Below are 25,534 nucleotides of genomic sequence, written 5' to 3' on the forward strand. Positions count from 1 at the left end.
AGGTGGTCATCCGCCGGGCTTTCAGCCGCTTATTTTTCTCTTCTCGCTTTTAAAATCCGATAGTTTGGTCGAAAAAGTCATCACGCTGGAAAATGTGTCCCTGGTAGAATTCCTGGGGCCCGACAACCAGAACATCCGCCAGCTGGCCGCGGCTTTCCCGGGCAGCAAAGTTGTTTCGCGGGGCAACGAAATCAAGATTCAGGGCCAGCCGGCCGTTATCAGCCGCATCAACGACATCCTCTCGGCCCTCATCGAGCACTACCACGAGTACGGCACCATCACCGACAAAACCGTGAGCCAGTACCTCTCCTCGGCCGATGAGGAGGTGGAAGAAGCGCGCATGGCCGCCGCGCCCGACGTGATTCTGTTCGGAGCCAAGGGCGGCGTTATCAAGGCCCGCACGGCCAACCAGCAGCGCCTCGTGGATGCCGTGATGAAGAACGATTTGGTGTTTGCGCTCGGGCCGGCCGGTACGGGCAAAACCTATATTTCGGTGGCGCTGGCCGTGCGCGCCCTCAAGAACAAGGAGGTCAAGAAAATCATCATCTCGCGCCCCGTGGTGGAAGCCGGCGAAAGCCTCGGCTTCCTGCCCGGCGACATGAAGGAGAAAGTCGACCCCTACCTGCGGCCGATTTACGACGCGCTGGAGGACATGCTGCCGCCCGAGAAGTTCAAGTTCTATATGGAGAACAAGACCATCGAAATTGCGCCGCTGGCCTACATGCGCGGCCGCACGCTCAACCACGCCTTCGTGCTGCTCGATGAGGCCCAGAACACCACGCCTTCGCAGCTGAAGATGTTTCTGACTCGCATGGGCCCGCACGCCAAGGTGATGGTAAACGGCGACCGGAGCCAGATCGACCTGCCCACTAAGCAGAAATCCGGCCTCAATCAGGCCCTCGACATCCTGCGCGACGTGCCCGGCATCGGGTTCGTGGAAATGACGGCCGAGGATGTGGTGCGCCACCGCCTGGTAAAGGAAATCGTGCTGGCCTACGACCAGTTCGACACCGAGCAGGAGCAGGAGCGCGCCGACCAGGCCAACCGCCCCGTGCGCCCCGCCCAGCGCCGCGGCGAGTAGGTTTGCCTGAGCTGTTAGCTCTCAGCTGACAGCTGTTAGCTTGACCGCCTGTCATCCTGACGAAGGAAGGACCTCATTCCGTGAAAACCAGTCGTTATTACGATTGCCGTTTTCACGGAATGAGGTCCTTCCTTCGTCAGAACGAAAAATGTGGACTTTTACTTTTGACCTTTTCTCGTTGACCTCAGAATTGCCCATGCAAGTCCGCCGCATTACCACCGACGCCGACCTGGAAGCGGCGCTGGTCATCCGCCGTACCGTGTTTGTGCTGGGCCAGAACGTGCCCGCCGACCTCGAATACGACGCCCACGACCGCACCGACGCCGCGCACTACCTCGCCCTGACTGCCACCGGCCAGCCCTGCGGCACGGCCCGCTGGCGCCCCACGGATAAAGGCGTGAAGCTGGAGCGTTTCGCCGTGCTGGCCGAGCACCGCAACCAGCAGGCCGGCGCGGCCCTGCTCGCCGCCGTAGTCCGCGATGTGCAGGCCGCGCACCCCGGCGCGCTCGTGTACCTGCACGCCCAGTTGCCCGCCGTGCGCTTCTACGAGCGTCACGGCTTTCAGAAGATGGGCGAGAAGTTTGTGGAGGCCGATATTGAGCACTACCGGATGGCGCTGCCGCAGGGCTGAAATCTGAGCGGAGCGGAAAAACAATGCGTTGCCGGTGCTGACAATTCGCCGTATTTTCTTCACCTTGATTACCAGATACCTGCCTTAGCCAGACTGTCCGGTCGGAAGCGGTCAGCTAGCAGCTAAAAGCCAACCGCTCAGCCCCACGGGTATGCAAGTCAAATGGGCCCCGAATGCCTTCGTGCGTTTCGTGCTGCCGCTGATGGCCGGTATTCTCACGTATTTGTACTATGGCCCGGCGCTGCCCGAGCTTTGGCCGCTACTGCTGGGGCTGGTGACGCTGTTCGGCGGGCTGCAGTGGTGGGCGGTCCGGCGGCCCGAACCCGGCCCCACCGACGCGGCCGGGCTGCTGGCGGTGCTGGCTCTGTACGTGGCCGGCCTCACGCTCACGCAGCAGGCCACCGAAAGCCGGGCTCCCAACCACCTCTACCGCTTCGGTAGCGAAGTTGAATTTTACCGGGCCGTGGTGGACGATTACACGGTGCGCCGGCCCGCCACCTACGCCACCACCGTGCGGGTGTCGGCGGTGCGGGTGGCGGGGCGGTGGCGGCCCGCGGTGGGCGGCATCCGGGTCTCCATTCCGCGCACCGATTCGTTACCGGCGCCCCAGTACGGCGACCTGTGGCTGGTGCGCGGCGCGCCGACCCCGAGCAAGGCCCCGCTCAACCCCGGCGAGTTCGACTACCGCCGCTACCTGCAGTACCACCAGATTTACCACCAACAGTTCATCCACCCCGACCAGTACCAGCGCGTTGGCATCGCGCCGCCGAGCTTGCTGCGGGCCGTGGCCATGCGGGCGGCGCGGGTAGTGGAGGCCGTTTTCAAGCACTACGTGCACGCCAAACGCGAGTACGCGCTGGCTTCGGCGCTGGTGCTGGGCCTCAAAGACGACGTGGATCAGCAGACCAAGGAGGCCTACGCCAACACCGGCACCACGCACATTATGGCCGTGTCGGGCCTGCAGGTGGGGCTACTGTTTGGGGCCGTGAGCTGGCTGCTGGGGCTGTTGCCGGGCCGCCGCGGGCCATTTATGCGGCTGGCCACGGCCCTGGCCGGGCTGGGCGTTATCTGGAGCTACGCCTTTCTGACGGGCCTTTCGGCCTCGGTGCTGCGGGCCACGGTGATGTTCTCATTTTTGATTGTGGCCCGCGCTTTCGGCCGGCAGACGTCGATGTACAACCTGCTGGCCGTGGCGGCTTTTTTTCTGCTCTGCTACGACCCGTATCTGCTCTGTGATGTGGGCTTCCAGCTCTCGTTTCTGGCCGTGCTCAGCATCGTGTACCTGCAGCCGATAATTGCCGGCTGGCTGCATCCGAAGGCGTATTTCCTGGACCGGCAGCGGCCCTGGCAGCCGCCGGCGGTGCAGCGCTTCTGGAAGGGGCTGGGCATCGGGTTCGATTGGGTGTGGAAGGCTACGGCGCTATCGTTGGCGGCGCAGGTGGCCACGTTTCCGCTGGGCTTGTTCTACTTCCACCAGTTTCCGCTGAGCTTCCTGCTCTCCAACCTCGTGGCCGTGCCCATTTCCAGCCTGGCCGTGTACGTGGGGCTGCTGCTGTTGCTGCTCAAGGGCTGTGGCTGGCTGCTGGGGCTGATTTCGGCGTCCGCCGCGCACGGCTTCGACTACCTGCTGAAAGGCGTGGCCTGGGTATTTGAGTTCATGATCTGGGGCTTCAACGAGTACATTTTCCTCATCGGCCGGTCGCTGCCCGGGGCGCTGGTGTCGGGCATCCACATTTCGGCTCCGCAGGCCTGGCTGATATTCGGGGTGATTCTGGCCCTGCTGGCCTTCTTTGCCCTGAAAAAGCTGCAGTGGCTGGCGCTGGCCTGCACGTTTATGGGCGTGTTTGCCGGCAGCCGGGTGTGGGCCGCCCGCCAGCTGGCCCCCGACGAGCAGCTCATCGTTTACAGCATTCCGCGCCGCTCGGTGGTGGGCTTCTGGCAGGGCGCGGCCGCCGACATCGTGCCGCTCGACTCGCTGCCGCTCACCGAAACCGAGCGCACCTACCGCATTGTGCCGGGCAGCATCCGGCGCAATGCCCGGCGCGTGCGCTACTGGCCCGGCTGGCGGGGCGGCCCGGTGCCGGCAGTGGTAGCCGAGCCGGGGCTGGTGCTCAGCGGCTGGCGCGGCCGGCAGCTGGCCTTCGTGAGCGGGCGGCTGAGCGGCAGCACCGGGCCGCTGCCGGGGCTGGCGGCCGTGGTGCTGCGCCGCAACGCGCGGGTGCAGCCCGCCGAGGTGGCGGCGCTGTTCGGCACGGCCCCGCGCATTGTGTTCGATTCGAGCTGCAAAAGCTGGTACGTAGCCCGGCAGGATTCGCTGTTCCGGGCCGCCGGTTTCCGCACCCACGACGTGACGCTGGCGGGGGCCTTTGTGGTGGGCGCCCGTTCTGATGAGTACAAAATTACCGTCCGGGAATAGCCGGGTTTAGCGGCGGTTTCGTATCATAGTAGCATCAATTTTGCTAGGTTTGGATTTTCCGACCTCCTTCTGGCTCAGCCCGGCCCCTTGCTGCGTGCATCTATTGGCCCCTCTGCTGACCCCCATTTTGCCCCACCGACCCCGACTATGGAAGACGCCCTCACTCAGGAACTGGAAGAACTGCGCTACATCGGCTACGAAGTGCAGGATTCCATCGGCTACATCACGCTCAACCGCCCCGATAAGCGCAATGCGCTAAACGCCAACGTGGTAACCGAGTTAAAGCAGGCCTTCGCCCACGCCGAGGAAGACGAGGCCTGCAAAGTAATTGTGCTGCGGGCCGCCGGCGACGTATTCTGCGCCGGCGCCGATTTAGGCTACATTCAGGAGCTGCAGAACTTCGGCTACAACGAAAACCTGGCCGACTCGACCCACCTGATGCAGTTGTTCCACCAGATTTACACGCTCAACAAGGTGGTTATCGGGCAGGTGCATGGGCACGCGCTGGCCGGCGGCTGCGGCCTGGCCACCATCTGCGACTTCGCCTTCACGGTGCCGGAAGCCAAATTCGGCTACACCGAGGTGAAAATCGGCTTTTTGCCGGCCATCGTCAGCATTTTTCTGCTGCGCAAAATAGGGGAGGCCCGCACCAAGCAGCTGCTGCTCACCGGCGACATTATTCTGGCCGACAAGGCGCTGGAGTACGGACTGGTGAACTTTGTAGTGCCCCGCGAAGAGCTGGCCGATAACGTGTACCGTTTCGCCCGTCGCCTGTGCGTCGAAAACTCGGCCCAGAGCATGGAAACCACCAAGGAAATGATGACCCGCCTGCCCGAAATGCCCCTCGAAGACAGCCTGCGCTACGCCGCCCGCATGAACGCCGACGCCCGTAGCTCCGACGACTGCCGCCGCGGCATTGCCGCCTTCCTCAACAAGGAGAAGCTCACCTGGGACAATTGATTTTAATGTGAAAAGTGTGGTGAGAATGTGACTAATGTGCGGAATGTATTTCTGCATGTGGAACAAATGGTATTCCGCACATTATTCACATTCCTCCTGCATTCTGCACATTCAAGCAAAAAACCTTCTCGCTTTTCCGCTGGTTAGGGCAGTATGACAACGCTGGGTGCCGTGGCCGTAACGGCCGCTACTTTCTTGGGAATGGAATTCGTAGCCTGGTTTATGCACCGCTTTGTGCTGCACGGGCCGCTGTGGTTTTTGCACCGCTCGCACCATGTGCGCCACCCGCACCGCTTCGAGCGCAACGATTTCTTCTTCCTGTTTTACGGCTCGCTCTCGATGCTGCTCATCATCTTCGGCTCCGAAAACCACGATTTTCGGTTCTGGATGGGCGTGGGCATTGCTAGCTATGGCACGCTGTATTTTTTCGTGCACGACGTGCTCATTCATGGCCGGCTGCGCTTCTGGCGCAAGTCGCGCAACACGTATTTGCGGGCCCTGAATATGGCGCACAAAATGCACCACAAAACCACCGGCCGCGACGGCAGCGAGGAATTCGGCCTGCTATGGATTTCGCCCAAGTACTTCCGGATGGCCCTGAACCGTCCGGCCCCCAGCCGCACGCTGAAATCCACTGCCAAAGCCACCGAATAAAGGCCGGGCCGCCCGATTTTAAAACCGCAGCGGCAGTTGCCGGTTGTTCGGCTTCAGAGTCTCACCCCCTGAAATAAAAGCTAACAGCTATCCGCTAATAGCGAACAGCTCAACCCAATGGGGCATTTTTCCATTTCCGATTTAGAGCAGCTTTCGGGCGTAAAGGCGCACACAATTCGCGTGTGGGAGCAGCGCTACGGCATTCTGCAGCCCGCCCGCACCGCTACCAACATCCGCACCTACTGCGAAGACGATTTGCGCCGGCTGCTGAACGTGGCCACGCTCTGCGACCGGGGCTACCGCATTTCGAAAGTGGCCGGCCTGAGCGAGCAGGAGCTATGTGCCGCCGTGCTGGCCGGCAACGATGCGGCCCACAGCTACTGCCAGCGCGTGAACGGGCTGCTGGCCGCCATGCTGGCCATGGATGAGTGCCGGCTGGTGGATTTGTTCGACCAGAGCATCGGGCAGTTGGGCCTGGAAGAGGCCATTTTGCGGGTGGCCTACCCGTTTTTGCAGCGCATTGGCGTGATGTGGCAGGCCGGTACTGTAAATCCGGCCCAGGAGCACCTGGTAACCAACCTGCTGCGCCAGAAAATGCTGGCCGCCACCGATGCGCTGCCGCCGGTGGCGCCCGGCGCGGCCCGGCGCTGGGTGCTGTTTCTGCCCGAGCGCGAAATGCACGAGCTGGCGCTGCTGTTTATGAACTACGTGCTGCGGGCCCGCCGCCACCACGTGCTGTATCTGGGCCAGAATCTGCCCATCACCGAGCTGCGGTCCGTGTGCGCCAGCTACCAGCCCCACGCCCTGCTCACGGTGCTCACGGCCGTGCCCGAGCGCGACGAGGTGGGCAGCTTTGTGCAGCAGGTCTGCCAGCACTGCCCCAGCACCGACCTCTATATCTATGGGCCGTTGGCGCAGCTCGATTTTCCGCTGCCGCCCAAAACCACCCGCCTGGCCCTGATTACCGACTTTATTGCCCTGGCCGACGCCCTGGCAACAGAGCACAAGCTCGGCGCTACAAACCAATAGCGGCGGCGCGGCGTAAGCCTTTGGGCCGCCGGAAATTATGTGGCGGCCGGCAACAACTGGCTGGGTGGGCGTTGGATGCGCGTGGCGTTCAGTTGAGAAACCAGCGGTTGGCAATTCAGGCAGGCAATAACCCGGCTTCAGCAGGCTCAGGACCGATGTGGGCGAATAAGGAGAAATTAATTGACCCGGCGGCGTACTTTTTAGCAGGGGGTGCGTATATTTGTTTAACCTTTGAGCCCTAAAAGCTAAACAGTATGACCTCTCTCGAATTCACTGACCAGGTACAGAAGATTTCCTACTCGCTGAAGCCCGTGGCGATGAACCTGACCCGCGACGCCGACGACGCCAAGGACCTCGTGCAGGAAACGCTGCTCAAGGCCATGCTCAACAAAGACAAGTTTAAGACGGGCACCAATTTGAAGGCGTGGTTGTATACCATCATGCGCAACACCTTCATCAACAACTACAACAAGATTACCAAGCGCAACAGCAACATCGATAGCACCGAGTACTTCCAGTACTTTAATACCGATGAAAACTACATTACCCACAACGGAGCCAGCTCCGATTTCGTAGTAACGGACATCAACGCGGCAATTGCCGGCCTTTCGGCCGACTACCGGACGCCGTTCATGATGTACTACATCGGCTACAAATACCTGGAAATTGCGGAAAAGCTGCAGATTCCGATTGGAACCGTTAAGAACCGAATCCACATCGCCCGCAAAGAACTCAAGCAGGCGCTGAAGACATACGCCCCCGGCGTGTAGGGAATAGGGAGAGAGTACAGACCCGCCCCGGGCGTATCACGGGCCGCGGACTACGCAACCAACTTTGGCCCGCGTAGTTTGCGGCCCGTTGTTTTGCCCCCTAAGCTAAACTTTGGGGCCCGTGGCCGGTATCATAGATCAGCTTGGCTGGCAAAATCAGCAAATACCCATCTTTGCGCCTGTGAAGAAACACGTCATGGTTATCGGGGCCGGCTTCGCGGGCCTTGCGGTGGCTACCACCCTGGCCCAGCAGGGCTGCCGCGTTACGCTACTGGAAAAAAACGAGGGCCCTGGGGGCCGGGCGCGCCAGTTTCAGGCCGAGGGGTTCACCTTCGATATGGGCCCGAGCTGGTACTGGATGCCCGACATCTTCGAGCAGTACTTCGCCAAGTTCGGCCGCAAGGTGAGCGACTACTACGATTTAGTGCGCCTCGATCCTTCGTACCAGGTGATTTTCAAGGGGCCCCAGGCCGTGGATATTCCGGCGGCCATGAGCGAGCTGCGGGCGCTGTTCGAGCGGTTTGAGCCCGGCAGCGGCGCCCGGCTCGACGAGTTTCTGCGGCAGGCGGCCTACAAGTACAAGGTGGGCATCGGCAAGTTTGTGCACATGCCCGGCCGCTCGCTGCTGGAATTTGCCGACCCGCGCCTGGTAGTAGACGCCGTGCGCCTCGATTTGCTCCAAAGCATGCACAAGCACGTGCGCAAATTTTTCAAAGACCCGCGCCTGCTGGAGCTGGTCGAATTCCCGATTCTGTTTCTGGGCGCCACTTCCGAAAACACGCCGGCCCTGTACTCGCTCATGAACTACGCCGACCTGGCGCTGGGCACCTGGTACCCGATGGGCGGCATGCACAAAATTGTGGAGGGCATGGTGGCCCTGGCCCGCGAGCAGGGCGTGGAAATCGAGTACGACGTGCCCGTGGAGCAGATTGTGGTGGAAAACGGCCGCACCACTGGCGTGCAGACCGCCGCCGGTTTCCGGCCCGCCGATGCCGTGGTGGCCGGCGCCGACTACCACCACGCCGAGCAGCACCTGCTGGCCCCCGAGTGGCGCACCTACTCGGAAGACTACTGGGACAAGCGCACGATGGCGCCTTCGTCGTTGCTGTTTTACGTGGGCGTGAACAAGCGCCTGCCCAACCTGCGCCACCACAACCTGTTTTTCGACGAGGACTTCGGCCTGCATGCCGAGGAAATATACGAGAACCCGAAGTGGCCCACCCGCCCGCTGTTCTACGTGTCGGCCCCCTCGCAAACCGACCCCTCGGTAGCGCCCGAAGGCTCCGAAAACCTGTTTCTGCTGATTCCGGTGGCCCCCGACCTGCCCGACCCCGAGGAAACGCGCGAGCATTACTATAACCTGATTATGGAGCGGCTGGAGCGCCACTGCGGCACCAGCATCCGCGACGCGGTGGTGTACAAGCGCAGCTACGCCCACCAGGATTTCATCAACGACTACCACAGCTACAAGGGCAACGCCTACGGGCTGGCCAACACGCTACGCCAGACGGCCATTCTCAAGCCTGCCCTCAAAAGCAAGAAAGTCAGCAACCTCTACTTCACCGGCCAACTCACCGTGCCTGGCCCCGGCGTGCCGCCCTCCCTCATCTCGGGCCAGGTAGTGGCAGGGGAGGTGTTGAAGGAATTATGAATTATGAATTATGAATTATGAATTATGAATTATGAATTATGAATTATGAATTATGAATTATGAATTATGAATTATGAATTATGAATTCGTTCTGTAAAAGCCTGCCTCAACACCGGATTTTGAATTGAGAAATATGAATGAGCCGCTCGATCAGCTAAACGGAATTCATAATTCATAATTTAAAATTCATAATTCCAAAGAACTTGGACCACGTTGCCCTTTTCACCGAAACCAGCCGGGCGTGCAGCAAGCTGATAACCCAGCGCTACAGCACGTCTTTCACGCTGGGCATCCGCACGCTCGACAAGCGGTTTCACCTGCCGGTGTACTCGGTGTATGGCTTTGTGCGCTGGGCCGACGAAATTGTGGATACCTTCCATGAGCACGACAAGGCAGCGCTGTTTGCCGATTTTGAGCGCCAGACCTACGAGGCGCTGGATAAGCGCATCAGTCTGAACCCCGTGCTGCATGCCTTTCAGGATGTGGTGCACCGCTACGGCATCGACCGGGAGTTTATTGCGGCCTTTCTGTACAGCATGGAAATGGACCTCGACGACCGGAGCTACGACCAGTCGTTGTACAGCAAATACATCTACGGCTCGGCCGAGGTGGTGGGGCTCATGTGCCTGCGCATTTTCTGCGAGGGCGACCAGCAGCAGTTCGAGCGGCTGCGCGAGCCGGCCCGGCGCCTTGGTTCGGCCTTCCAGAAAATCAACTTCCTGCGCGACATCCGTTCCGATTACGAGGACCGGGGCCGGGTGTATTTTCCGGGCGTGCAGTACGCGCAGTTTACCGACGCCGTGAAGCGCGACATCGAGGCCGATATCCGGGCCGATTTTGAGGCCGGCTACGCGGGCATTGTGCAGCTGCCGCGGGCGGCCCGGCTGGGCGTGTACCTGGCGTATGTGTACTATCTCAAGCTGTTCCACAAAATCCGGCAGCTGCCGGCGGCCCATATCCAGGGGCAGCGGGTGCGGGTGCCCACCAACACCAAGCTGCTGCTGCTGCTGGGCTCGTGGCTGCGCTACCGAACGGCCAAACTATAAGCCTATACCGGCTTGGTTGGGCTAAAATTCGCTATTTGGCGCTATAATTGAAGCAGGGCAGCCGCTACCCGTTGCGGTGGCGGCTGCCGCCTCTTTCCTTCGCCTGTGCCTAAGTTTCTGATTCTTACCCTTCTCCTGATTTTTTCTGCCCTCGTGTCGACCGAAGCCAACCCTTACACCCTGCCCAAGCTCCGCCAGCAGTACCAGCAGGCGGCCGCCAGCAAAGAAGCCGGCGAAAAATTTCATCAGCTGATGAGCGCCTACACCCAGCAGAATGCAGTGGTGCTGGCCTACAAAGCCGCCGCCGAGGCTATTCGGGCCCGCGACGCCTCCATGCTCAGCAAGCTCACCTACGTGCAGCAGGCCAGCAAGCAGTTCGAGCAGGCCGTGCAGCTCGACCCCAATAATCCTGAAGTGCGGTTTCTGCGCCTGAGCGTGGAAAGCAATCTGCCCGGCTTTCTGGGCCTGAGCCAGCACGTGGATGAGGACCGGCAGTTTCTGGTGAAAACCCTGCTCCAGCACCCCAATTCGGGCCTCGACGCCGAATCGTTCGGGCTGGTGCGCGACTTTCTGGTCGGGCGCGGGCACGTGTCGGAGGCCGATGCGCAACGGCTGGCCCGATTATAGTACCGGCGCCGCCATTCGGCGGATGTGTAGCCACCCGGCTCCGTAGCACCCCTGAGGGCCCTGCGGAGCCGTTTTATTTGTCTGGCCAGGCGCTTCACGCTGGCTTCTTTGCTTATGCCTATGAAATCTGTTCTGCTACTCTTAGTTATTTGCCTGCTGGGCGGCCGCGTGGCCCAAGCCCAGCAGGTGCTGCTGAAAGGCCGCGTGCTCGACGAAAAAAACCAGCCCATACCCTACGCCGGCGTGGGGGTGGTGGGGGCCGAAGTGGGCACCGCCACCAACGAAGCCGGCGAGTTTCTGCTGCGGGTGCCGCGCCTGCCCCAGCAGCTGCGGGTCGGGAGCCTGGGTTTCGAGCCGGCCACGCTGACCGTAACCACGGCGGTTGAGCCCCTAGTTATCCGACTCAAAACCAGCTTGGTGGCGCTGCCCGAAGTGCGGGTGCGCAACCCCGGCCAGCTGGCCATTGAACTGGTGCAGCGCGCCAGCGCCAAGCTGGCCCGGCACCAGCGCGAGAGCATGTACGGCCAGGCATTTTACCGCCAGAAGCAGCGCCATAACGGCCGCTACACCGAGTTTATGGACGCCTTCTACGATGTGCGCTTCACGGTGGAAGGCGTGAGCGGCTGGCTGCTGACGCAGGCCCGCTACGGCCAGGTGGCCGAAGAAACGGGCGTGGATATGATGAACTTCTCGGCGGCCATGCGCCTGATTCCGGTGTTCGACCCCAAGCCCAGCCCGCGCAAAGTGGCCGTGCCGCTGGGGCCGCGCGCTACCGAACAATTCACGTTTCAGTTGCGCGAGGTGCTGCGGGGCGAGGCCGGCGAGGTAGCCGTTATCGACTTCCGGCCCCGGCCCGATTTGGGCCAGTCGGCGCTGAGCGGCACGCTCTACCTCGATTTGCGCTCGGCCGCCTTGCGCCGGGTGGAAAGCCAGGTGCCCATTGCCGATTTGATGTCGTTGCAGTTTGGCGAAGGCACCAGCCTCGACTCGCAGGATATGCGCCTGACGGCCGATTTTGTGCCGTACCAGGATACGCTCAGCCAGCTGCGGGCCGTGCGGGCCGAGCAGCGCATCGTGCTCCAATACCAGGGCCGACCCGATACTACTACCGTGAGCGGCAACCTGTTTTTCTATAGCTACGCCAAGGGCGCCAACACCAAAGGCTACAAGAGTACGGGCGTGAATTACAACGACTTGCGCCAGGCCCGCAAAGGCCCCTACGAGCCCGAGTTCTGGCGCAGCCGCGAAGTGCTGCGCGCCTCGCCGGCCGAGGAGCGCGTCATCCGCGACATGGAGCAGCAGCAGGCGTTCGGCGCATTTTAACCGAATGGCGCGGGTGGGGCCGGCACGGGCTTTTTTTGCCGAATATGGCGTATCTTCCGCTAGCCGTAACCTTCCGGGCGCCTTCGAGGTTACTGCTTCGCTATGCCGCATCACCTAAGTGTCCGCATCGACCCCAATTCCGGCTTTTGCTTTGGCGTCATCTATGCCATTCAGATGGCCGAAGACCTGCTCGACGAGCAGGGTTACCTCTATTGCCTGGGCGACATCGTGCACAACGATGAAGAAGTGGAGCGCCTGGAGCGGCGCGGCCTGCGCATCATCGACTACGAGCAGCTGGCTGGCCTGCGCCGCGAGGCCGTGCTGATCCGGGCCCACGGCGAACCGCCCAGCACCTACCAGATGGCCATGGAAAACGAGCTGACGCTCGTGGACGCTTCGTGCCCGGTGGTGCTCAAGCTCCAGAACCGCATCAAAACCAGCTACGACAAGCACGACCGTATCTTCATCTACGGCAAGCACGGCCACGCTGAGGTGCGCGGCCTGCTGGGCCAGACCAGCGGCGAGGCCGTGGTGTTCGAAAGCCTCGAAGAGCTGCTGACCCACGAGCTGCCGGCCCGCCTTACGCTTTACAGCCAGACCACCAAAAGCACCGACTCGTTTTACCGCATCAAAAACGAGCTGGAGCAGCGCGGCTACGAGGTAAATGCCAACGACACCATCTGCCGGCAGGTAAGCAACCGCGACAAGGATTTGCGCCGCTTTGCCGCCCAGTATGACCAGGTAGTGTTCGTGTCGGGCACCAAAAGCTCCAACGGCAAAGTGCTTTACCAAGTCTGCAAGGATACCAACCCCGCCACCCACTTCATCTCCAAAATCGACGACCTCGACCCCGCGTGGTTCCAACCCGGCCAGAGCGTGGGCATTTGCGGGGCCACCAGCACCCCAATGTGGCAGATGGAGCAGGTGCGCGACACGCTGCTGGCGCTGTGAAGTGGTGCGTGAGTTGGTGAATGACTAAGCAAGCGAATGAGTGAACCAAGCTATCCTGCTGCCGAAGTTACTGTCGCCCCGCCCACCGCGAGCCGGCCGGGGCGGGTGCGGCCGGCGCCGCTGCAGGGCCGGGGCGTGCTGGCGGCGGGGCTGATTCTGGCCTGCTGGACCGGGTTGCTCACGTTTCTGCTGGCCTTTTACCAACCCGACTGGCGCACGCCGTGGCCTTACCTGCTGGCGCTGCTGCAAACCCACCTCTACACCGGCCTGTTCATCACGGCCCACGATGCCATGCACGGCGTGGTCAGCCCCAACCGGCGCCTCAACCACGCGATTGGTACGCTGGCGGCCGGACTGTTCGCCTTCAACTGGTTTCCGGGGATGCTGGCCAAACACCACGCCCACCACCAGCACGTGGCCACCGAGCACGACCCCGATTTCCATAACGGCCGCCACCCGGGCTTTTTGCCCTGGTTCGTGCGTTTTGCCTGGAACTACGTGACGGTGTGGCAGGTGCTGCTGATGGCGGCCACTTACAACGTGCTGAAACTGTGGTTTCCGCAGGCCAACGTTATTGCCTTTTGGATGCTGCCGGCCGTGGCGGGCACGTTTCAGCTGTTCTATTTCGGCACCTACCTGCCGCACCGCGGCGAGCACGCCGAGGACAACCCGCACAAGTCGCGCAGCCAGTTTCGCCACCACGCCTGGGCCTTCGTGAGCTGCTATTTCTTCGGCTACCACTACGAGCACCACGACCAGCCCTACCTGCCCTGGTGGCGCCTCTGGAAAGCGAAAAGCTAGTTTCGCCGGATAAGGGTACTGTTGACAATCTGCTCGGTTACCCGCTCGCGGTAGGTCTGGCCCAGCGGCAGGGCGTGGCCGGCCACCTTCACTTCCAGCGAGTTCATGGAGTCGATGTGGGCGGCATTGACGAGGTAGGAGCGGTGGGTGCGCACAAACAGGCCGCTGGGCAGCTGGTACTCCAGGTTTTTGAGGTTCACCAGCGTCAGGTGCGAGCGGCCGTCGGCGGTTTTTATTCTGGTGAAATCCTTGAGCGCCTCAATGTAGAGCACTTCGCGGTAGCGCAGGCGCACAAACTGCGCATCGGTACGGATAAAAAACGAGCCCCAAACCGCAGCCGTATCCGGCGGCGGCTCCAGCGCGCCGGTTTGGCCGCGCAGCAGGTTCGCCACTTTGTTTACCGCTTTCAAAAACCGCTCAAGCGAAATAGGCTTGAGCAGGAAGTCAATCACATCGAGGTTGAAACCCTCCATGGCGTACTGCGGATGCGCCGTCATGAGTACCACCAGCGGCGGCGCGTGCAACGACTTCACCAGGTCGATACCGCTGAGGTGGGGCATCGTGACGTCGGAAAACAGCACCTGCACGGGGTTCTCCAGCAGGTACTGGTGCGCCTCTAGCGGGTCGGTAAAGGCCGCCTTTATCTCCAGCACGTTCGTCATGGTGGCATACGCCCGGAGCAGTTCCAGCACCAATGGGTCGTCGTCGAGCAGCAGACAGCTGATTTTCATAAGGCGATAAAGAACCTGGGGTTTCAGGTGAATATAGAAGGATAAAATCAGATTATTTCAATAGATAGGGAAATATAGCAAGTTCATCTGGTATCAGCGCGCGTTGGTATACTATTTATTCTGTTTGCTATACTATTCAAGGGGCTGATAAGTCGAGCATTATAAAGCCCAAACAGCCCGACAGGCGGCACCAACCATCCCGGGATGATTAGTGCCGCCTGTCGGGCTGTTTGCTTAGAACGGACCAGCTGTAGCTGGCCCGTTCAGGCATTATTAGTGAACGGCGTTGGTTTTCTTGCAGCACTCGGGCAGCCGCTCGTACGCCTTGTCGTCGGCCAGCTGGTCGTTGGCGTCGTAGCCGGTTTTCTGCACGGCCGTTGTCAGGGCGGCGGCGCTGGTTTTGTCGGGGCGGTAGGTAACGGTCAGCATCTGGCTGGGCACGTCGAGGGTGGCCTGCTGCACGCCTTTCTCATAGGCCATGGCCTTTTCGAGGCGGGCCTTGCACATGTCGCACACGGCCGAGGTTTTGAGCTGCAGCGTTTCGGTGGCGGGGCCTTTGGTTTTCACCTTGGTCGTGGTCTGGGCAAATGCACCGCCCGAAATCAGCAGCAGGCAGGAAAGCAGGAAGGAGGGGAAGAATTTCATAAGTCTAAAAAAGGTTGGAGAGTGAAAAAAGTGCGTTTTCAACTGAAAAAAAGTGGCGTTACGGCAGCGTGAAGCGCATACCCAGGTAGCTCATGCGGCCGTACACCGGGCCCCACACCATGGCCGCATCGAAAGTCGGGCCAAACGGCGCGGCGGCTCCCTGAATGGGGTTACGCTGGCGGTAATTGGTCAGGTTTTCGACGCCGGCATACACCTCCCAGCGCTTGAAAGCCCGCGTCAGCTGGGCGTTCAGCAGGGCATAGCGCGGGCTGAAAACCGGCCCCTGCTCGGCCGTGCCGGGCTCGGGCGCCAGCGGGCGTTGGCCGTAGCCCTGCACCGTGAGATCGGCGCGCCACTTGTCGAAGGCCGTGGCGTAGGCCAGGTTGAGGAACAGGCGGTGGCGGGGCACCAGCACCCGCGGCAGCAGCTCGCCGTTGTAGCTGGTTTGCACGTCGAGGTACTTGTAGGCCGCCTTGGCCTGCAGGCCCTTCACGGGTTCCACCTGCACTTCGGTCAGGAAGCTGCGCGAGAAGCTGCGCCCGCCCGGCTCGAGGTTGCCAATCAGCAGCCGTTCGGGGTCGGTGTAGGAGTCGGCCACCACCTGGTTCTGGAACTCGGTGTGGTAATAATCGGCCACTAAAGTGCCCTGCCGGCCGAAAGCGGTGAAGTACTGCGTGGCCGAGCCGCCTACACTCCAGGCCTTCTCGGGCCGCAAATCGGGACTGATGACGAACTCGCGGGAGCTGACGAACATACCCGAATTCTCGGCCAGCGGGTTGGCCACGCGCAGGCCCTTGCCGGCCGCAAAACGCAGCACGGTGTTTTTAGCCGGGTCGTACTTCACGTTCAGCCGGGGCGTGAGCAGCCAGCCGTACAGGTTGTGGCGGTCGAGGCGCAGGCCGCCGACAACGGTCAGGTTGCTGGCGTTCTGGTAGGTGTACTCGCCGAACGCGCCCGGCACCTGCTCGCGGCGGTTGCGCGCCAGCAGGGTAGAGTTGGTCGTGCTCGGGTTGTACGTTTCGCGGTAGTCGTCGTGCACAAAGCTCAGGCCGGTGCGGTAGGTGTGGGCCGTGGTGCCGATGATGCTCTGAAACAGCAGCGTGGCCAGGCCCGTGCGCTGGCGGCCGTCGTAGTCGCGGCGGCCGTAGCGCGAGGTGAAGTCGTGGTCGGTGGCGCTCAGCAGCAGCCCCAGGCTCTGGTAGGGGCGGCCGGCCCAGGCGTAGCTGGTTTTGGCGTAGCCGGTGTAGCGGTTGGTTTCCTGCGTAATGCCGTACGCAGGGCCGTTGGGTGCATCCTTTTCGCGGAAGCTCACCTGCCCGCCCTGCCGGGTTTCGCGCAACGCGCCCAGCCCGATTTCCGTCACGAAGCCGTTGCCCGAGTTGTACTTCCACTTGTTGAAAGCATTGAACTGGGTGGCGCGGGGCAAATCCAGAAAGCCGTCGTCGTTGCGGTCGATGCGGCCGCCCAGGTGGTCGGTGTGCAGCAGCAGGGCCGTGCTCAGCTTGGGCGTGAGGCGGTGGGCCAGGTTCAGGTTGACGTCGAATTTGCCCATGTCGTTGACGTAGGCGTTCAGGTGCAGGCGGTCGGTTTTTTCGGGGTCTTTCAGGTGGATATTCACCTGGCCGGCCATGCTTTCGTAGCCGTTCACCACCGAGCCCATGCCCTTGATGATGTCGATGCCCTCAATCCAGGGGCCGGCCAGATAGCCCAGCCGGTAGGGCGTGGCCAGCCCGCGCAGGGCCGGCAGGTTTTCCAGCGTCAGCAGCGTGTAGGCGCCATCGAGGCCCAGCAGCTGAATCTGCTTGGCGCCCGACGCCGCGTCGGTGGTCGATACCTCGACCGAGGCGTTGGTTTCGAAGCTCTCGGCCAGGTTGCAGCAGGCCGATTTGGTCAGGTCGCGGCTGGTGATGACCTGGGTGTTGGTGGGCGTGAGGCCCGAGTAGGCGAGGGCGCGGGCCTCTACTTTCACCTCGGCCAGCTCGGCGGAGCGGCGCAGCGGCACGCGCAGGTAGCGTGCGCCCTCGGCCCGCACGGTGTCGGGCAGGTAACCCAGGAAGTTGATGATGAGCCGGTTGTCGGTGCCGGCGGGGCGCACCAGCGAGAAGGCGCCCTGCTCGTCGGTGGTGGCGGCCCCGGCGGGGTTGCTCAGCCAGCGCACCACGGCGCCGGGAATGGCCGATTGATTGGTGGCGTCGAGCACCTGCCCACGGACGGGGGCCACGGAGGCATCGGGCGTCTGGGCGTGGGCGGCCGTCGTGGCGGCCAGCAGCAGGCCGGCCACCGTCAGGGCCCGGCGGCTGAGCCGGATAGGAGAATCCATAAAAAGCAGCGGTTTAGCGTTTTCCGAAAAATGCGCCGGCCCCATCGGGCGCGGCGAAGCGGGCGGCCAGGCACGGCCGCCACCGGAAAAACGCTAAACGACCAGTACGCCCACCCGCGTGAGCAGCGCCCGCCCGCCCAACGGCGGTGGCGACGAATCGGCGGCGTACCAGCGCAGCGCGGGTACGAGGCCAACGGCGGCCTTAAAAGCCGGGAACGGGGCCGTCGGCCAGGCCGGCAGCAGCGCCGGAGCCGGCGCCTTCACCAGGCTTAGCTGCGCCGAAGCGGTGTCGAGCTTATGAAAATCGGCCCCGAACTCGCAGCACGACTTGGTGAGGTGCGCCGGACCGGCCTCGTGGGGGCCATCGGCCAACTGCATCGGTGGGCAGCCGTGGCGGGCCGCCTGGAAGATGATATCGGTGCTGCGCTGCCCGCTCTGGCGGCACAGGTGCTGCTGCACCGCCAGGCCCACCGAGGAGGTGAGCACCAGCAGGGCCAGCCAGACACTGAAGAGCCGATGGAGGAGCGGGCGTTTCATAAGCAACGGCAAAGATACGACTGCCGGATTTAATGCCCGTGCACAATCACGGATGGCCCGTTCATTATTAAGGGGTTCCTGCGAATGCCTGGGCCGGGTAAGCCGCGCCACGCCGGGGCCGCGCCTTTGCTGCCGCGCACCCCCGGGCCGGCTTCCGCCGGAAAATTTGCGGCAATAAGGTTGCACTAAGCAGGTGCGTTTTTGCCGGGTAGATGCGTACTTTTGAGTTTCCCCGAATCTTAAACGGCCCTTTTTGTGCCCGACTACGCCAACGATACCGCCTACCACCGCCCCGTGATGCTGCGCGAGTGCCTCGAAGCCCTCGACCTGCAGCCCCAGGGCCGCTACGTGGATGTTACCTTCGGCGGCGGCGGCCACTCGGCCCGCATTCTGGAGCGCCTGCAAAGCCCCGGCCACCTCTACAGCTTCGACCAGGATGCCGACGCCGAGGCCGAAGCCGCTCAGCTGGCCCGCCCCGAGTTTACCTTCATCCGCGCCAACTTCCGCGACCTGCTGCCGGAGCTCCGCCAGCGCGACGCGCTGCCCGTCGATGGCCTGCTGGCCGATCTGGGCGTTTCGTCGCACCAGTTCGATACGCCTGAGCGCGGCTTCAGCACCCGTTTCGACGGGCCGCTGGACATGCGCATGAACCCCGACGGCGCCGACGCCTCGGCCGCCGACCTCATCAACAACTACTCGGAAGCCGAGCTGCACCGCATTTTCGGTATGTACGGCGAGGTAACCAACGCCCGCACGCTGGCCGCCACCGTGGCCCAGGCGCGGCGCGGGCAGGCCATTACCACCATTGCGGGCCTCAAGAAAGCCATTGCGCCCTGCACGCCGCGGGGCAAGGAAAACAAGTACCTGGCCCAGGTTTTCCAGGCCCTGCGCATCGAGGCCAACGACGAAATGGCCGCGTTGCGCGAAATGCTGGAGCAAACGGCTCAGGTGCTGCGCCCCGGCGGCCGGCTGGTCGTCATGAGCTACCACTCGCTCGAAGACCGGCTGGTGAAGAACTTCCTGGCCAAGGGAAAATTCTTCGGTGAGGCCGACAAAGACCTGTTTGGCCGCACCGATTTGCCCTTCGAGGTCGTTACCCGCAAACCTATCGAGGCCACGGCCGAAGAAATTGCCCTCAACAGCCGCGCCCGGTCGGCGAAGTTGCGCATCGCTACGAGGAATTAGTAATTGATAATTTGTAATTAATAATTTTCAGATAATTAGCTTGCATTATTTCGGTTATACAAGACTTGCTTTTTTGTAAAAGTCTGCTCTGTGAATAAACCAGCAAATTGAAAAATAGAATTATTCATTACTAATTCTTAATTACTAATTAACAAAAAGAATGTCCGCCAATACCGTTCGTCCTGCCAGCACCCCGCCCCGCGCCAACGTGCCCCGCGCCGTGGAGCCGGAGCCGGTGCGCCCGGTGGCCGCGCCGGAACCCGAGCCGCTGGCCCCCGAGCCGGAGCCCGCGCCCCGGCCGTCGGCCCGGATGGCCCGACCGGCCGCGCCGACGGCCGGCAAGCGGAGCACCTGGAGCGTGTTTACGCTGCTTGAGCGGGCCACGCGCATGGATGGGCTGTTTCGGGAGGGGCTGCCGGTGCGGCTGCTGCCGCATCTGCTGTTCATCATGTTTCTGGTGCTGCTCTACATCGGCAACACGCACTACGCCACGCGCATGAACCGCGGCATTCAGAAGCTCAAGCTGGAAACCGAGGACCTGCGGGCCGACTACACCACGCTGAAGTCGGACTACATGGAGGCCAGCAAGCAGAGCGAGGTGGCCCGGCGCGTGGCGGCCTACGGGCTGGTAGAAAGCTCCTCGCCGCCCTTCCGCATTGCCGTGCCCGGCGGCGGCCTCGACGAAGCCAAGCTCGACATGATGCCCGGCCTCACGGCCGACTCGGTGGTGGCCATGACGGCCCGCGCCCGCGCCGACTCGCTGCGCCGGGTGGTGGGCCCGGCCCTGGGCACCGATTCGGTGGTGGAGGTGGGCGCCCCGCCCGCGCCCATCGGCACCGACCTCAATGGCGAGCCGGCGCCGGCCGCCGCATCTTCCAATCGAGCCGCAACCCGCCCGCGATGAAAGGAAACGTAAAAAAAAGCATTGTTACCCGCATCCGGCTGGCCTTTCTGGGGGTCTGCCTGTTTTCGGCGGCCATTGTGTGGCGCATTGCCCACATCCAGTTCACCGAGGGTGCCAAGTGGAGTGCGCTGGAGCAGGAGCGCCGCGTAATTTACCAGCCCGTGTTTGCTACCCGCGGCAATATATATTCTGATAATGAGAGTATTATGGCCACTTCGCTGCCCTTCTACCGGGTGGCCTGGGACCCGAGTGTGGTCAACGAGGCGCTGTTCAATCAGAAGGTGGACTCACTGGCCGGGCTGCTGGCCAACTTCTTCGGCGACCGGACCAAGCAGGAGTACTACCGGCGGCTCAAAAACGCCCACGACCCCAAGCGCGGCGTGCGCTATATCCGCCTCAACTCGCGCCAGATCAACTACCAGGAGAAAAAGGAGCTGGCTTCGTGGCCGATTTTCCGGGAGGGCAAGAACCGCGGCGGCATCATTTTCGAGAAGATTGACAAGCGGTTCCGGCCCTTCGGCGGGCTGGCCCAGCGCACGATTGGCTTTCTGAACGAGGACAAGAACGGCGCGGGCCTGGAGTTCACCTTCAACCGCCACCTCGCCGGCAAAGACGGCGAGGCCCTGTTCGAGCGCCTGCCCGGCGGCAACAAGCCGATTTACGACGGCACCGAGGTGAAGCCCCAGCCGGGCTACGACGTGAAAACCACGCTCGACATCAACCTGCAGGACATGGCCGAAAATGCCCTGTACAAGTCGCTGGTGCAGAATAACGCGCAGTACGGCACCGTGATTCTGATGGAGGTGAAAACCGGCCATATCAAGGCCATTGCCAACCTGGGCAAGGTGGCCGAGGGCGTGTACCGCGAAAATTACAACTACGCCATTGCCGACCAGGGCCGCACCGAGCCGGGCTCGACTTTCAAGCTGGCCTCGATGATGGCCGCCTTCGAGGAAAACTCCGATCTGCAGCTCACCGACACGATAAATACGGGCCGCGGGGCCATGAGAATCGGGGGCGCCGTGAAAACCGACTCGCACCCCTACGGCCGCATCACGCTGCAGCAGGTGATGGAGAAGTCCAGCAACATCGGCGTGGCGCTGCTCACCGAGCGCACCTTCAGCAAGAACCCCGAGCGCTACACCAACCACCTCAAATCGTTCGGGCTCGATAAGCCGCTGGGTTTCCAGATGGCCGGCGAGGCGCGGCCCTACATCAAAGACCCCAACGACCGGAGCTGGAGCCGCACTTCGCTGAGTACCATGAGCATTGGCTACGAATTGAAGCTGGCCCCGCTGCAGACGCTGGCCCTCTACAACGCCGTGGCCAACGACGGCGTGAAGGTGCAGCCCATGATTGTAAGCGAAATCAAGCAGGCCGATAAGGTAATTGAGCGGTTCGAGCCGGTGGTGCTCATCCCCAAAATCTGCTCCGAGGAAACCCTGCAGAAGGTGCGCACCATGCTCGAAGCGGTGGTGGAGCGCGGCACGGCCCGCGGCATCCGCACCAGCGACTACCTGATTGCGGGCAAAACCGGCACGGCCTGGAAGTTCAAGAACGGCGCCTACACCCGCACCTATTCCACCAGCTTCTGCGGCTACTTCCCGGCCGACAAGCCCAAGTACAGCTGCATTGTGGTGGTCGATTCGCCCAAAAACGGCCGTATTTACGGCGGCGACGTGGCCGCGCCCGTCTTCCGCGAGCTGGCCGACAAGGCTATGGCCCGCGACGCGGCCTCGGAGCGGCCGTTGCTAGCCCGCGCCCCGGTGCGCCGCTCGCCGGTGCCGCTGGTGAAGGCCGGCATGCAGGACGAGCTGACGATGATGTTCAGCCAGCTGGGCATCCGCCATGAGGCCGCCGCCCCCACCGAAGACTGGGTGCGCACCGCCCGCCCCGACTCGCAGGCCGCCGACGTGCAGCTGCAGCCGCTGCCGATGCGCCCCGGCCGGGTGCCCAACGTGGCCGGCCTGACGCTGCGCGATGCGCTGTTCTTACTGGAAAACCGCGGCCTGCGCGTGCGCACCAGCGGTACGGGCCGCGTCGTGAGCCAGTCGGTGGCCGCCGGCACGCCCGCCAAGCGCGGCACCACCGTGCAGCTGACGCTGGAGCCGATTGGCATGCAGCCGCGGCCGCTGGCAGTGGTTAATTAGTATTGGGTAGCAAGTACTGAGTAGTGAGATGACGTTCAGTAGCCTGCAAAGGACTTTTCAAGCGGCAGCTCACTGCTTTCTACTGCTCACTCAATACGCAGTACCCAATACTCAATACTACAGATGACGCTTACCCAACTCCTCGCCGCCACCACTATGCTCGCTCAGCGCGGGCCAACGGACCCAACCATTACCGCCCTCACGCTCGATTCGCGCCAGGCGGGGCCGGAGACGGTGTTTTTTGCCCTGCGCGGCACGGCCACCGACGGCCACCAGTTTATTGCTAAAGCCGTGGCACAGGGCGCGGCCGTGGTGGTGTGCGAGGAGTTGCCGGCCGAGTTGAACCCGGCTACCAGCTACGTGCAGGTGGCTGATTCGGCGGAGACTATGGCGTTGATGGCGGCCGAGTTTTACGGGCATCCGTCGCGGCAGCTGCAACTGGTGGGCATTACGGGCACGAATGGCAAAACCACCTGCGCCACCATGCTGCACAAGCTGTTCCGCGAGCTGGGCTACCACTGCGGGCTGCTGAGCACGGTGCAGAACCAGATTGATGAGCAGGTGATACCCAGCACCCACACCACGCCCGACGCCATCCGCCTGAACGCGCTGCTGGCCGACATGCTACGGGCCGGCTGCACCCACGTGTTCATGGAAGTTAGCTCGCACGCCGTGGTGCAGCACCGCGTTACGGGCCTGCACTTTGCGGGCGGCGTGTTCACCAACCTCAGCCACGACCACCTCGACTACCACGGCACATTCGATAACTACCTCAAGGCCAAGAAGAAGTTCTTTGACGACTTGCCGAAGTCGGCCTTTGCCCTGAGCAATGCCGACGACAAGCGCGGGGCCGTGATGCTGCAGAACGTGGCCGGCCGCCGCGAACTGTACTCGCTGCGCGGCCACGGCGAGTTCCGGGCGCGGCTGCTGGAAAACGCCGTGCACGGCCTGCACCTCGAAATTGAGGGCCGTGAGGTGCAGTTCCGGCTCATCGGCGTGTTCAACGCTTACAACCTGCTGGCTATTTACGGTACGGCGGTGCTGCTGGGCGAAGACGCTACGGAGGTGCTCACGGTGCTCTCGGGCCTCACGTCGGCGCCCGGCCGCTTCGAGCCGGTGGTATCGGGCCCGGCGCGCATCACGGGCATTGTGGACTACGCCCACACGCCCGATGCGCTGGAAAACGTGTTGCAGACCCTGGCCGATATCCGCCAGCCCAGCCAGCAGATTATTACGGTAGTGGGCTGTGGCGGCAACCGCGACGGGGCCAAGCGCCCTGAAATGGCCCGCCTGGCCGCCGTGCTTTCCGAGCGCGCCGTGCTCACTTCCGACAACCCGCGCTTCGAAGACCCCAACGATATTCTGGCCCAGATGCAAACCGGCGTGCCGGTTACGGCGCTGGGCAAAGTCCTGACCATTGCCGACCGGCGCGAGGCCATCAAAACGGCCGTGGCGCTGGCCCAGCCCGGCGACATTGTGCTGGTAGCCGGCAAGGGCCACGAAACCTACCAGGAAATCAAGGGCATCAAAAACGACTTCGACGACAAGCGGGTGCTGAGCGAGATGTTCGCGCTGCTGGGGAAGTAGGGCGTTGGGGCTGATTTGATGAAACAACATTATTCAGAGCGAAGCGAAGAATCTCGCGTGCCAAAGTAACTCAGGTGTTGAGGTTACCATTGCACGCGAGATTCTTCGCTTCGCTCTGAATGACGTTGTTTTTCATACTTAATCTCCCAAAAACTCCGCGCCAACCGCCAAAAACGAAGCGCTAAAATCTACCTTTGCGCTTCAACCTGCCTGCCGACCACCGCGCCCATGCTGTACTACCTGTTCAACTATCTGTATAAAGTACACCACATTCCGGGTACCGGCGTGATGCAGTACAGCTCGTTTCGGGCGGCGCTGGCCATCGTTTCGTCGCTGATAATTGCGCAGTATTTCGGGGCGCCGCTGATTCGGCTCTTGCAGCGCCAGCAGATTGGCGAAACCATCCGCGACCTGGGCTTGCAGGGGCAGGCCGAGAAGAAGGGCACGCCCACGATGGGCGGCCTCATCATCCTGCTGGCCATTCTGGTGCCGGTGCTGCTGTTTGCCAAGCTCGACAATATCTACATCATTCTGATGCTGCTCAGTACGGTTTGGTTGGGATTGATTGGCTTCGTGGATGACTACATCAAGGTAGTAAAGAAGAACAAAGACGGGCTGTCCGGGCGCTTTAAAATTCTGGGGCAGGTGGGTTTGGGCCTTACGGTGGGCTGGGTACTGTTTTTCAGCAACGACGTAACCGTGCGCCAGTACGTGCTGCCCAACGGCACGTTTTCGGCCGTGAATGCCAGCACGGTGTACCAGGACGTGAAGCTGATGATTACCACCGTGCCCTTCATCAAGAACAACGAGCTCAACTACGGCGACCTGTTCGCCACGGCCGGCGACTTTTTCAACGAGTACTACGCCTTCTTCTACATTCCCATCGTCATCATCATCATCACGGCCGTCAGCAACGGGGCCAACATCACCGACGGCCTCGACGGGCTGGCGGCGGGCACTTCGGCCATTATCGGTACTACGCTGGCCATTTTCGCCTTCGTGAGCGGCAACGCCCTGCTGGCCGACTACCTCGACGTGATGTTCATCCCGAACTCGGGCGAGCTGGTTATCTTCTGCGCCGCTTTTGTGGGGGCCTGCGTGGGCTTTCTGTGGTACAATAGCTATCCGGCGCAGGTGTTTATGGGCGACACCGGCTCGCTGGCCATCGGCGGTATTATTGCCGTGCTGGCCCTCATCGTGCGCAAGGAGCTGCTGATTCCGGTGCTGTGCGGCGTGTTCCTGATTGAAAACCTGTCGGTGATTGTGCAGGTGAGCTACTTTAAGTACACCAGGCGCAAGTACGGCGAGGGCCGGCGGCTGCTGCGCATGTCGCCGCTGCACCACCACTACCAGAAGCTGGGCTACCACGAGTCCAAAATCGTGTCGCGCTTCTGGATTGTGGGCATCATGCTGGCCGTGCTGACGCTGGTGACGCTGAAACTGCGCTAGAACGAGTACTGAGTAGTTGGTATTGAGTAGTGAGACTTTGCCAATTCCAACTAACCGGTTTTCTCACTACTCAATACCAACTACTC

The 25,534-nt window shown here is 62.1% G+C and carries 22 protein-coding genes; 18 read left to right on the forward strand and 4 right to left on the reverse strand.

The window, feature by feature from the left end; all coding sequences use genetic code 11:
• Positions 1-64 precede the first annotated feature (64 nt).
• The 13 genes from H145_RS0109120 (at position 65) to H145_RS0109180 (ending at position 13,940) form a co-directional block, all read left to right on the forward strand.
• Positions 65-1,081 carry a PhoH family protein gene (locus tag H145_RS0109120; protein WP_019947838.1) on the forward strand — a complete coding sequence of 339 codons (1,017 nt, stop codon included), beginning with the start codon at positions 65-67 and terminating at the stop codon, positions 1,079-1,081.
• Between the two features lie 196 nt (positions 1,082-1,277).
• Positions 1,278-1,712, forward strand: a complete 435-nt coding sequence (locus H145_RS0109125) for a GNAT family N-acetyltransferase (RefSeq protein ID WP_019947839.1) — start codon at positions 1,278-1,280, stop codon at positions 1,710-1,712.
• A gap of 151 nt (positions 1,713-1,863) precedes the next feature.
• The gene (locus tag H145_RS0109130) at positions 1,864-4,128 is read left to right on the forward strand and encodes a ComEC/Rec2 family competence protein (protein WP_019947840.1); all 2,265 of its coding nucleotides are present in this window, start codon (positions 1,864-1,866) and stop codon (positions 4,126-4,128) included.
• 147 nt (positions 4,129-4,275) lie between these two features.
• Positions 4,276-5,088 carry an enoyl-CoA hydratase/isomerase family protein gene (locus H145_RS0109135; RefSeq protein WP_019947841.1) on the forward strand — a complete coding sequence of 271 codons (813 nt, stop codon included), beginning with the start codon at positions 4,276-4,278 and terminating at the stop codon, positions 5,086-5,088.
• Between the two features lie 153 nt (positions 5,089-5,241).
• Positions 5,242-5,742 (forward strand): sterol desaturase family protein, encoded by a 501-nt coding sequence (locus tag H145_RS0109140; protein ID WP_019947842.1) that lies wholly within the window; start codon positions 5,242-5,244, stop codon positions 5,740-5,742.
• Positions 5,743-5,859: 117 nt separating this feature from the next.
• A complete protein-coding gene (locus tag H145_RS20640; protein ID WP_019947843.1) occupies positions 5,860-6,771 on the forward strand; it encodes a MerR family transcriptional regulator in 912 nt (303 codons plus the stop codon).
• A 254-nt stretch (positions 6,772-7,025) separates the two neighbouring features.
• Complete coding sequence (locus tag H145_RS0109150) at positions 7,026-7,541, forward strand: sigma-70 family RNA polymerase sigma factor (protein ID WP_019947844.1); 516 nt, start codon at positions 7,026-7,028, stop codon at positions 7,539-7,541.
• A gap of 196 nt (positions 7,542-7,737) precedes the next feature.
• The gene (locus H145_RS0109155) at positions 7,738-9,192 is read left to right on the forward strand and encodes a phytoene desaturase family protein (protein WP_019947845.1); all 1,455 of its coding nucleotides are present in this window, start codon (positions 7,738-7,740) and stop codon (positions 9,190-9,192) included.
• Between the two features lie 203 nt (positions 9,193-9,395).
• A complete protein-coding gene (locus H145_RS0109160) occupies positions 9,396-10,238 on the forward strand; it encodes a phytoene/squalene synthase family protein (RefSeq protein ID WP_019947846.1) in 843 nt (280 codons plus the stop codon).
• Between the two features lie 105 nt (positions 10,239-10,343).
• Positions 10,344-10,865 (forward strand): hypothetical protein, encoded by a 522-nt coding sequence (locus H145_RS0109165; RefSeq protein WP_019947847.1) that lies wholly within the window; start codon positions 10,344-10,346, stop codon positions 10,863-10,865.
• A 120-nt stretch (positions 10,866-10,985) separates the two neighbouring features.
• On the forward strand, positions 10,986-12,188 hold the full coding sequence (locus tag H145_RS0109170) for a carboxypeptidase-like regulatory domain-containing protein (RefSeq protein ID WP_019947848.1): 1,203 nt from the start codon (positions 10,986-10,988) through the stop codon (positions 12,186-12,188).
• Positions 12,189-12,290: 102 nt separating this feature from the next.
• Positions 12,291-13,139 carry a 4-hydroxy-3-methylbut-2-enyl diphosphate reductase gene (locus tag H145_RS0109175; protein ID WP_026351383.1) on the forward strand — a complete coding sequence of 283 codons (849 nt, stop codon included), beginning with the start codon at positions 12,291-12,293 and terminating at the stop codon, positions 13,137-13,139.
• 105 nt (positions 13,140-13,244) lie between these two features.
• Positions 13,245-13,940, forward strand: coding sequence for a fatty acid desaturase (locus H145_RS0109180; RefSeq protein WP_019947850.1), 696 nt, complete (start codon positions 13,245-13,247; stop codon positions 13,938-13,940).
• Here H145_RS0109180 and H145_RS0109185 read toward each other — a convergent pair.
• The 4 genes from H145_RS0109185 to H145_RS0109200 all read right to left on the reverse strand — a co-directional run bounded on the left by H145_RS0109185 (position 13,937) and on the right by H145_RS0109200 (position 18,173).
• Positions 13,937-14,671: a LytR/AlgR family response regulator transcription factor gene (locus H145_RS0109185; protein WP_019947851.1), complete on the reverse strand. Its 735-nt coding sequence runs from the start codon at positions 14,669-14,671 to the stop codon at positions 13,937-13,939. The genes H145_RS0109180 and H145_RS0109185 overlap by 4 nt on opposite strands.
• Positions 14,672-14,944: 273 nt before the next feature.
• Entirely contained in the window at positions 14,945-15,316 is a 372-nt protein-coding gene (locus H145_RS0109190; protein ID WP_019947852.1) for a heavy-metal-associated domain-containing protein, read from the reverse strand.
• Positions 15,317-15,374: 58 nt separating this feature from the next.
• Positions 15,375-17,636 carry a TonB-dependent receptor gene (locus H145_RS0109195; RefSeq protein ID WP_019947853.1) on the reverse strand — a complete coding sequence of 754 codons (2,262 nt, stop codon included), beginning with the start codon at positions 17,634-17,636 and terminating at the stop codon, positions 15,375-15,377.
• 93 nt (positions 17,637-17,729) lie between these two features.
• Positions 17,730-18,173, reverse strand: coding sequence for an HYC_CC_PP family protein (locus tag H145_RS0109200; protein ID WP_019947854.1), 444 nt, complete (start codon positions 18,171-18,173; stop codon positions 17,730-17,732).
• 255 nt (positions 18,174-18,428) lie between these two features.
• On the opposite strand from H145_RS0109200, the gene rsmH reads away from it, so the two are divergent.
• The 5 genes from rsmH (at position 18,429) to mraY (ending at position 25,448) form a co-directional block, all read left to right on the forward strand.
• Positions 18,429-19,358, forward strand: coding sequence for a 16S rRNA (cytosine(1402)-N(4))-methyltransferase RsmH (gene rsmH / locus H145_RS0109205; RefSeq protein ID WP_019947855.1), 930 nt, complete (start codon positions 18,429-18,431; stop codon positions 19,356-19,358).
• 160 nt (positions 19,359-19,518) lie between these two features.
• Positions 19,519-20,262, forward strand: a complete 744-nt coding sequence (locus H145_RS24605; protein ID WP_019947856.1) for an FtsL-like putative cell division protein — start codon at positions 19,519-19,521, stop codon at positions 20,260-20,262.
• Positions 20,259-22,412: a penicillin-binding protein gene (locus H145_RS0109215; protein ID WP_019947857.1), complete on the forward strand. Its 2,154-nt coding sequence runs from the start codon at positions 20,259-20,261 to the stop codon at positions 22,410-22,412. The genes H145_RS24605 and H145_RS0109215 overlap by 4 nt, the downstream gene beginning before the upstream one ends.
• Before the next feature lie 123 nt (positions 22,413-22,535).
• The gene (locus tag H145_RS0109220; protein WP_019947858.1) at positions 22,536-23,999 is read left to right on the forward strand and encodes a UDP-N-acetylmuramoyl-L-alanyl-D-glutamate--2,6-diaminopimelate ligase; all 1,464 of its coding nucleotides are present in this window, start codon (positions 22,536-22,538) and stop codon (positions 23,997-23,999) included.
• 228 nt (positions 24,000-24,227) lie between these two features.
• The gene (gene mraY, locus H145_RS0109225; protein WP_019947859.1) at positions 24,228-25,448 is read left to right on the forward strand and encodes a phospho-N-acetylmuramoyl-pentapeptide-transferase; all 1,221 of its coding nucleotides are present in this window, start codon (positions 24,228-24,230) and stop codon (positions 25,446-25,448) included.
• Positions 25,449-25,534: the final 86 nt, after the last annotated feature.

Origin of the sequence: Hymenobacter aerophilus DSM 13606, assembly GCF_000382225.1 — a bacterium.
Lineage (GTDB): Bacteria > Bacteroidota > Bacteroidia > Cytophagales > Hymenobacteraceae > Hymenobacter > Hymenobacter aerophilus.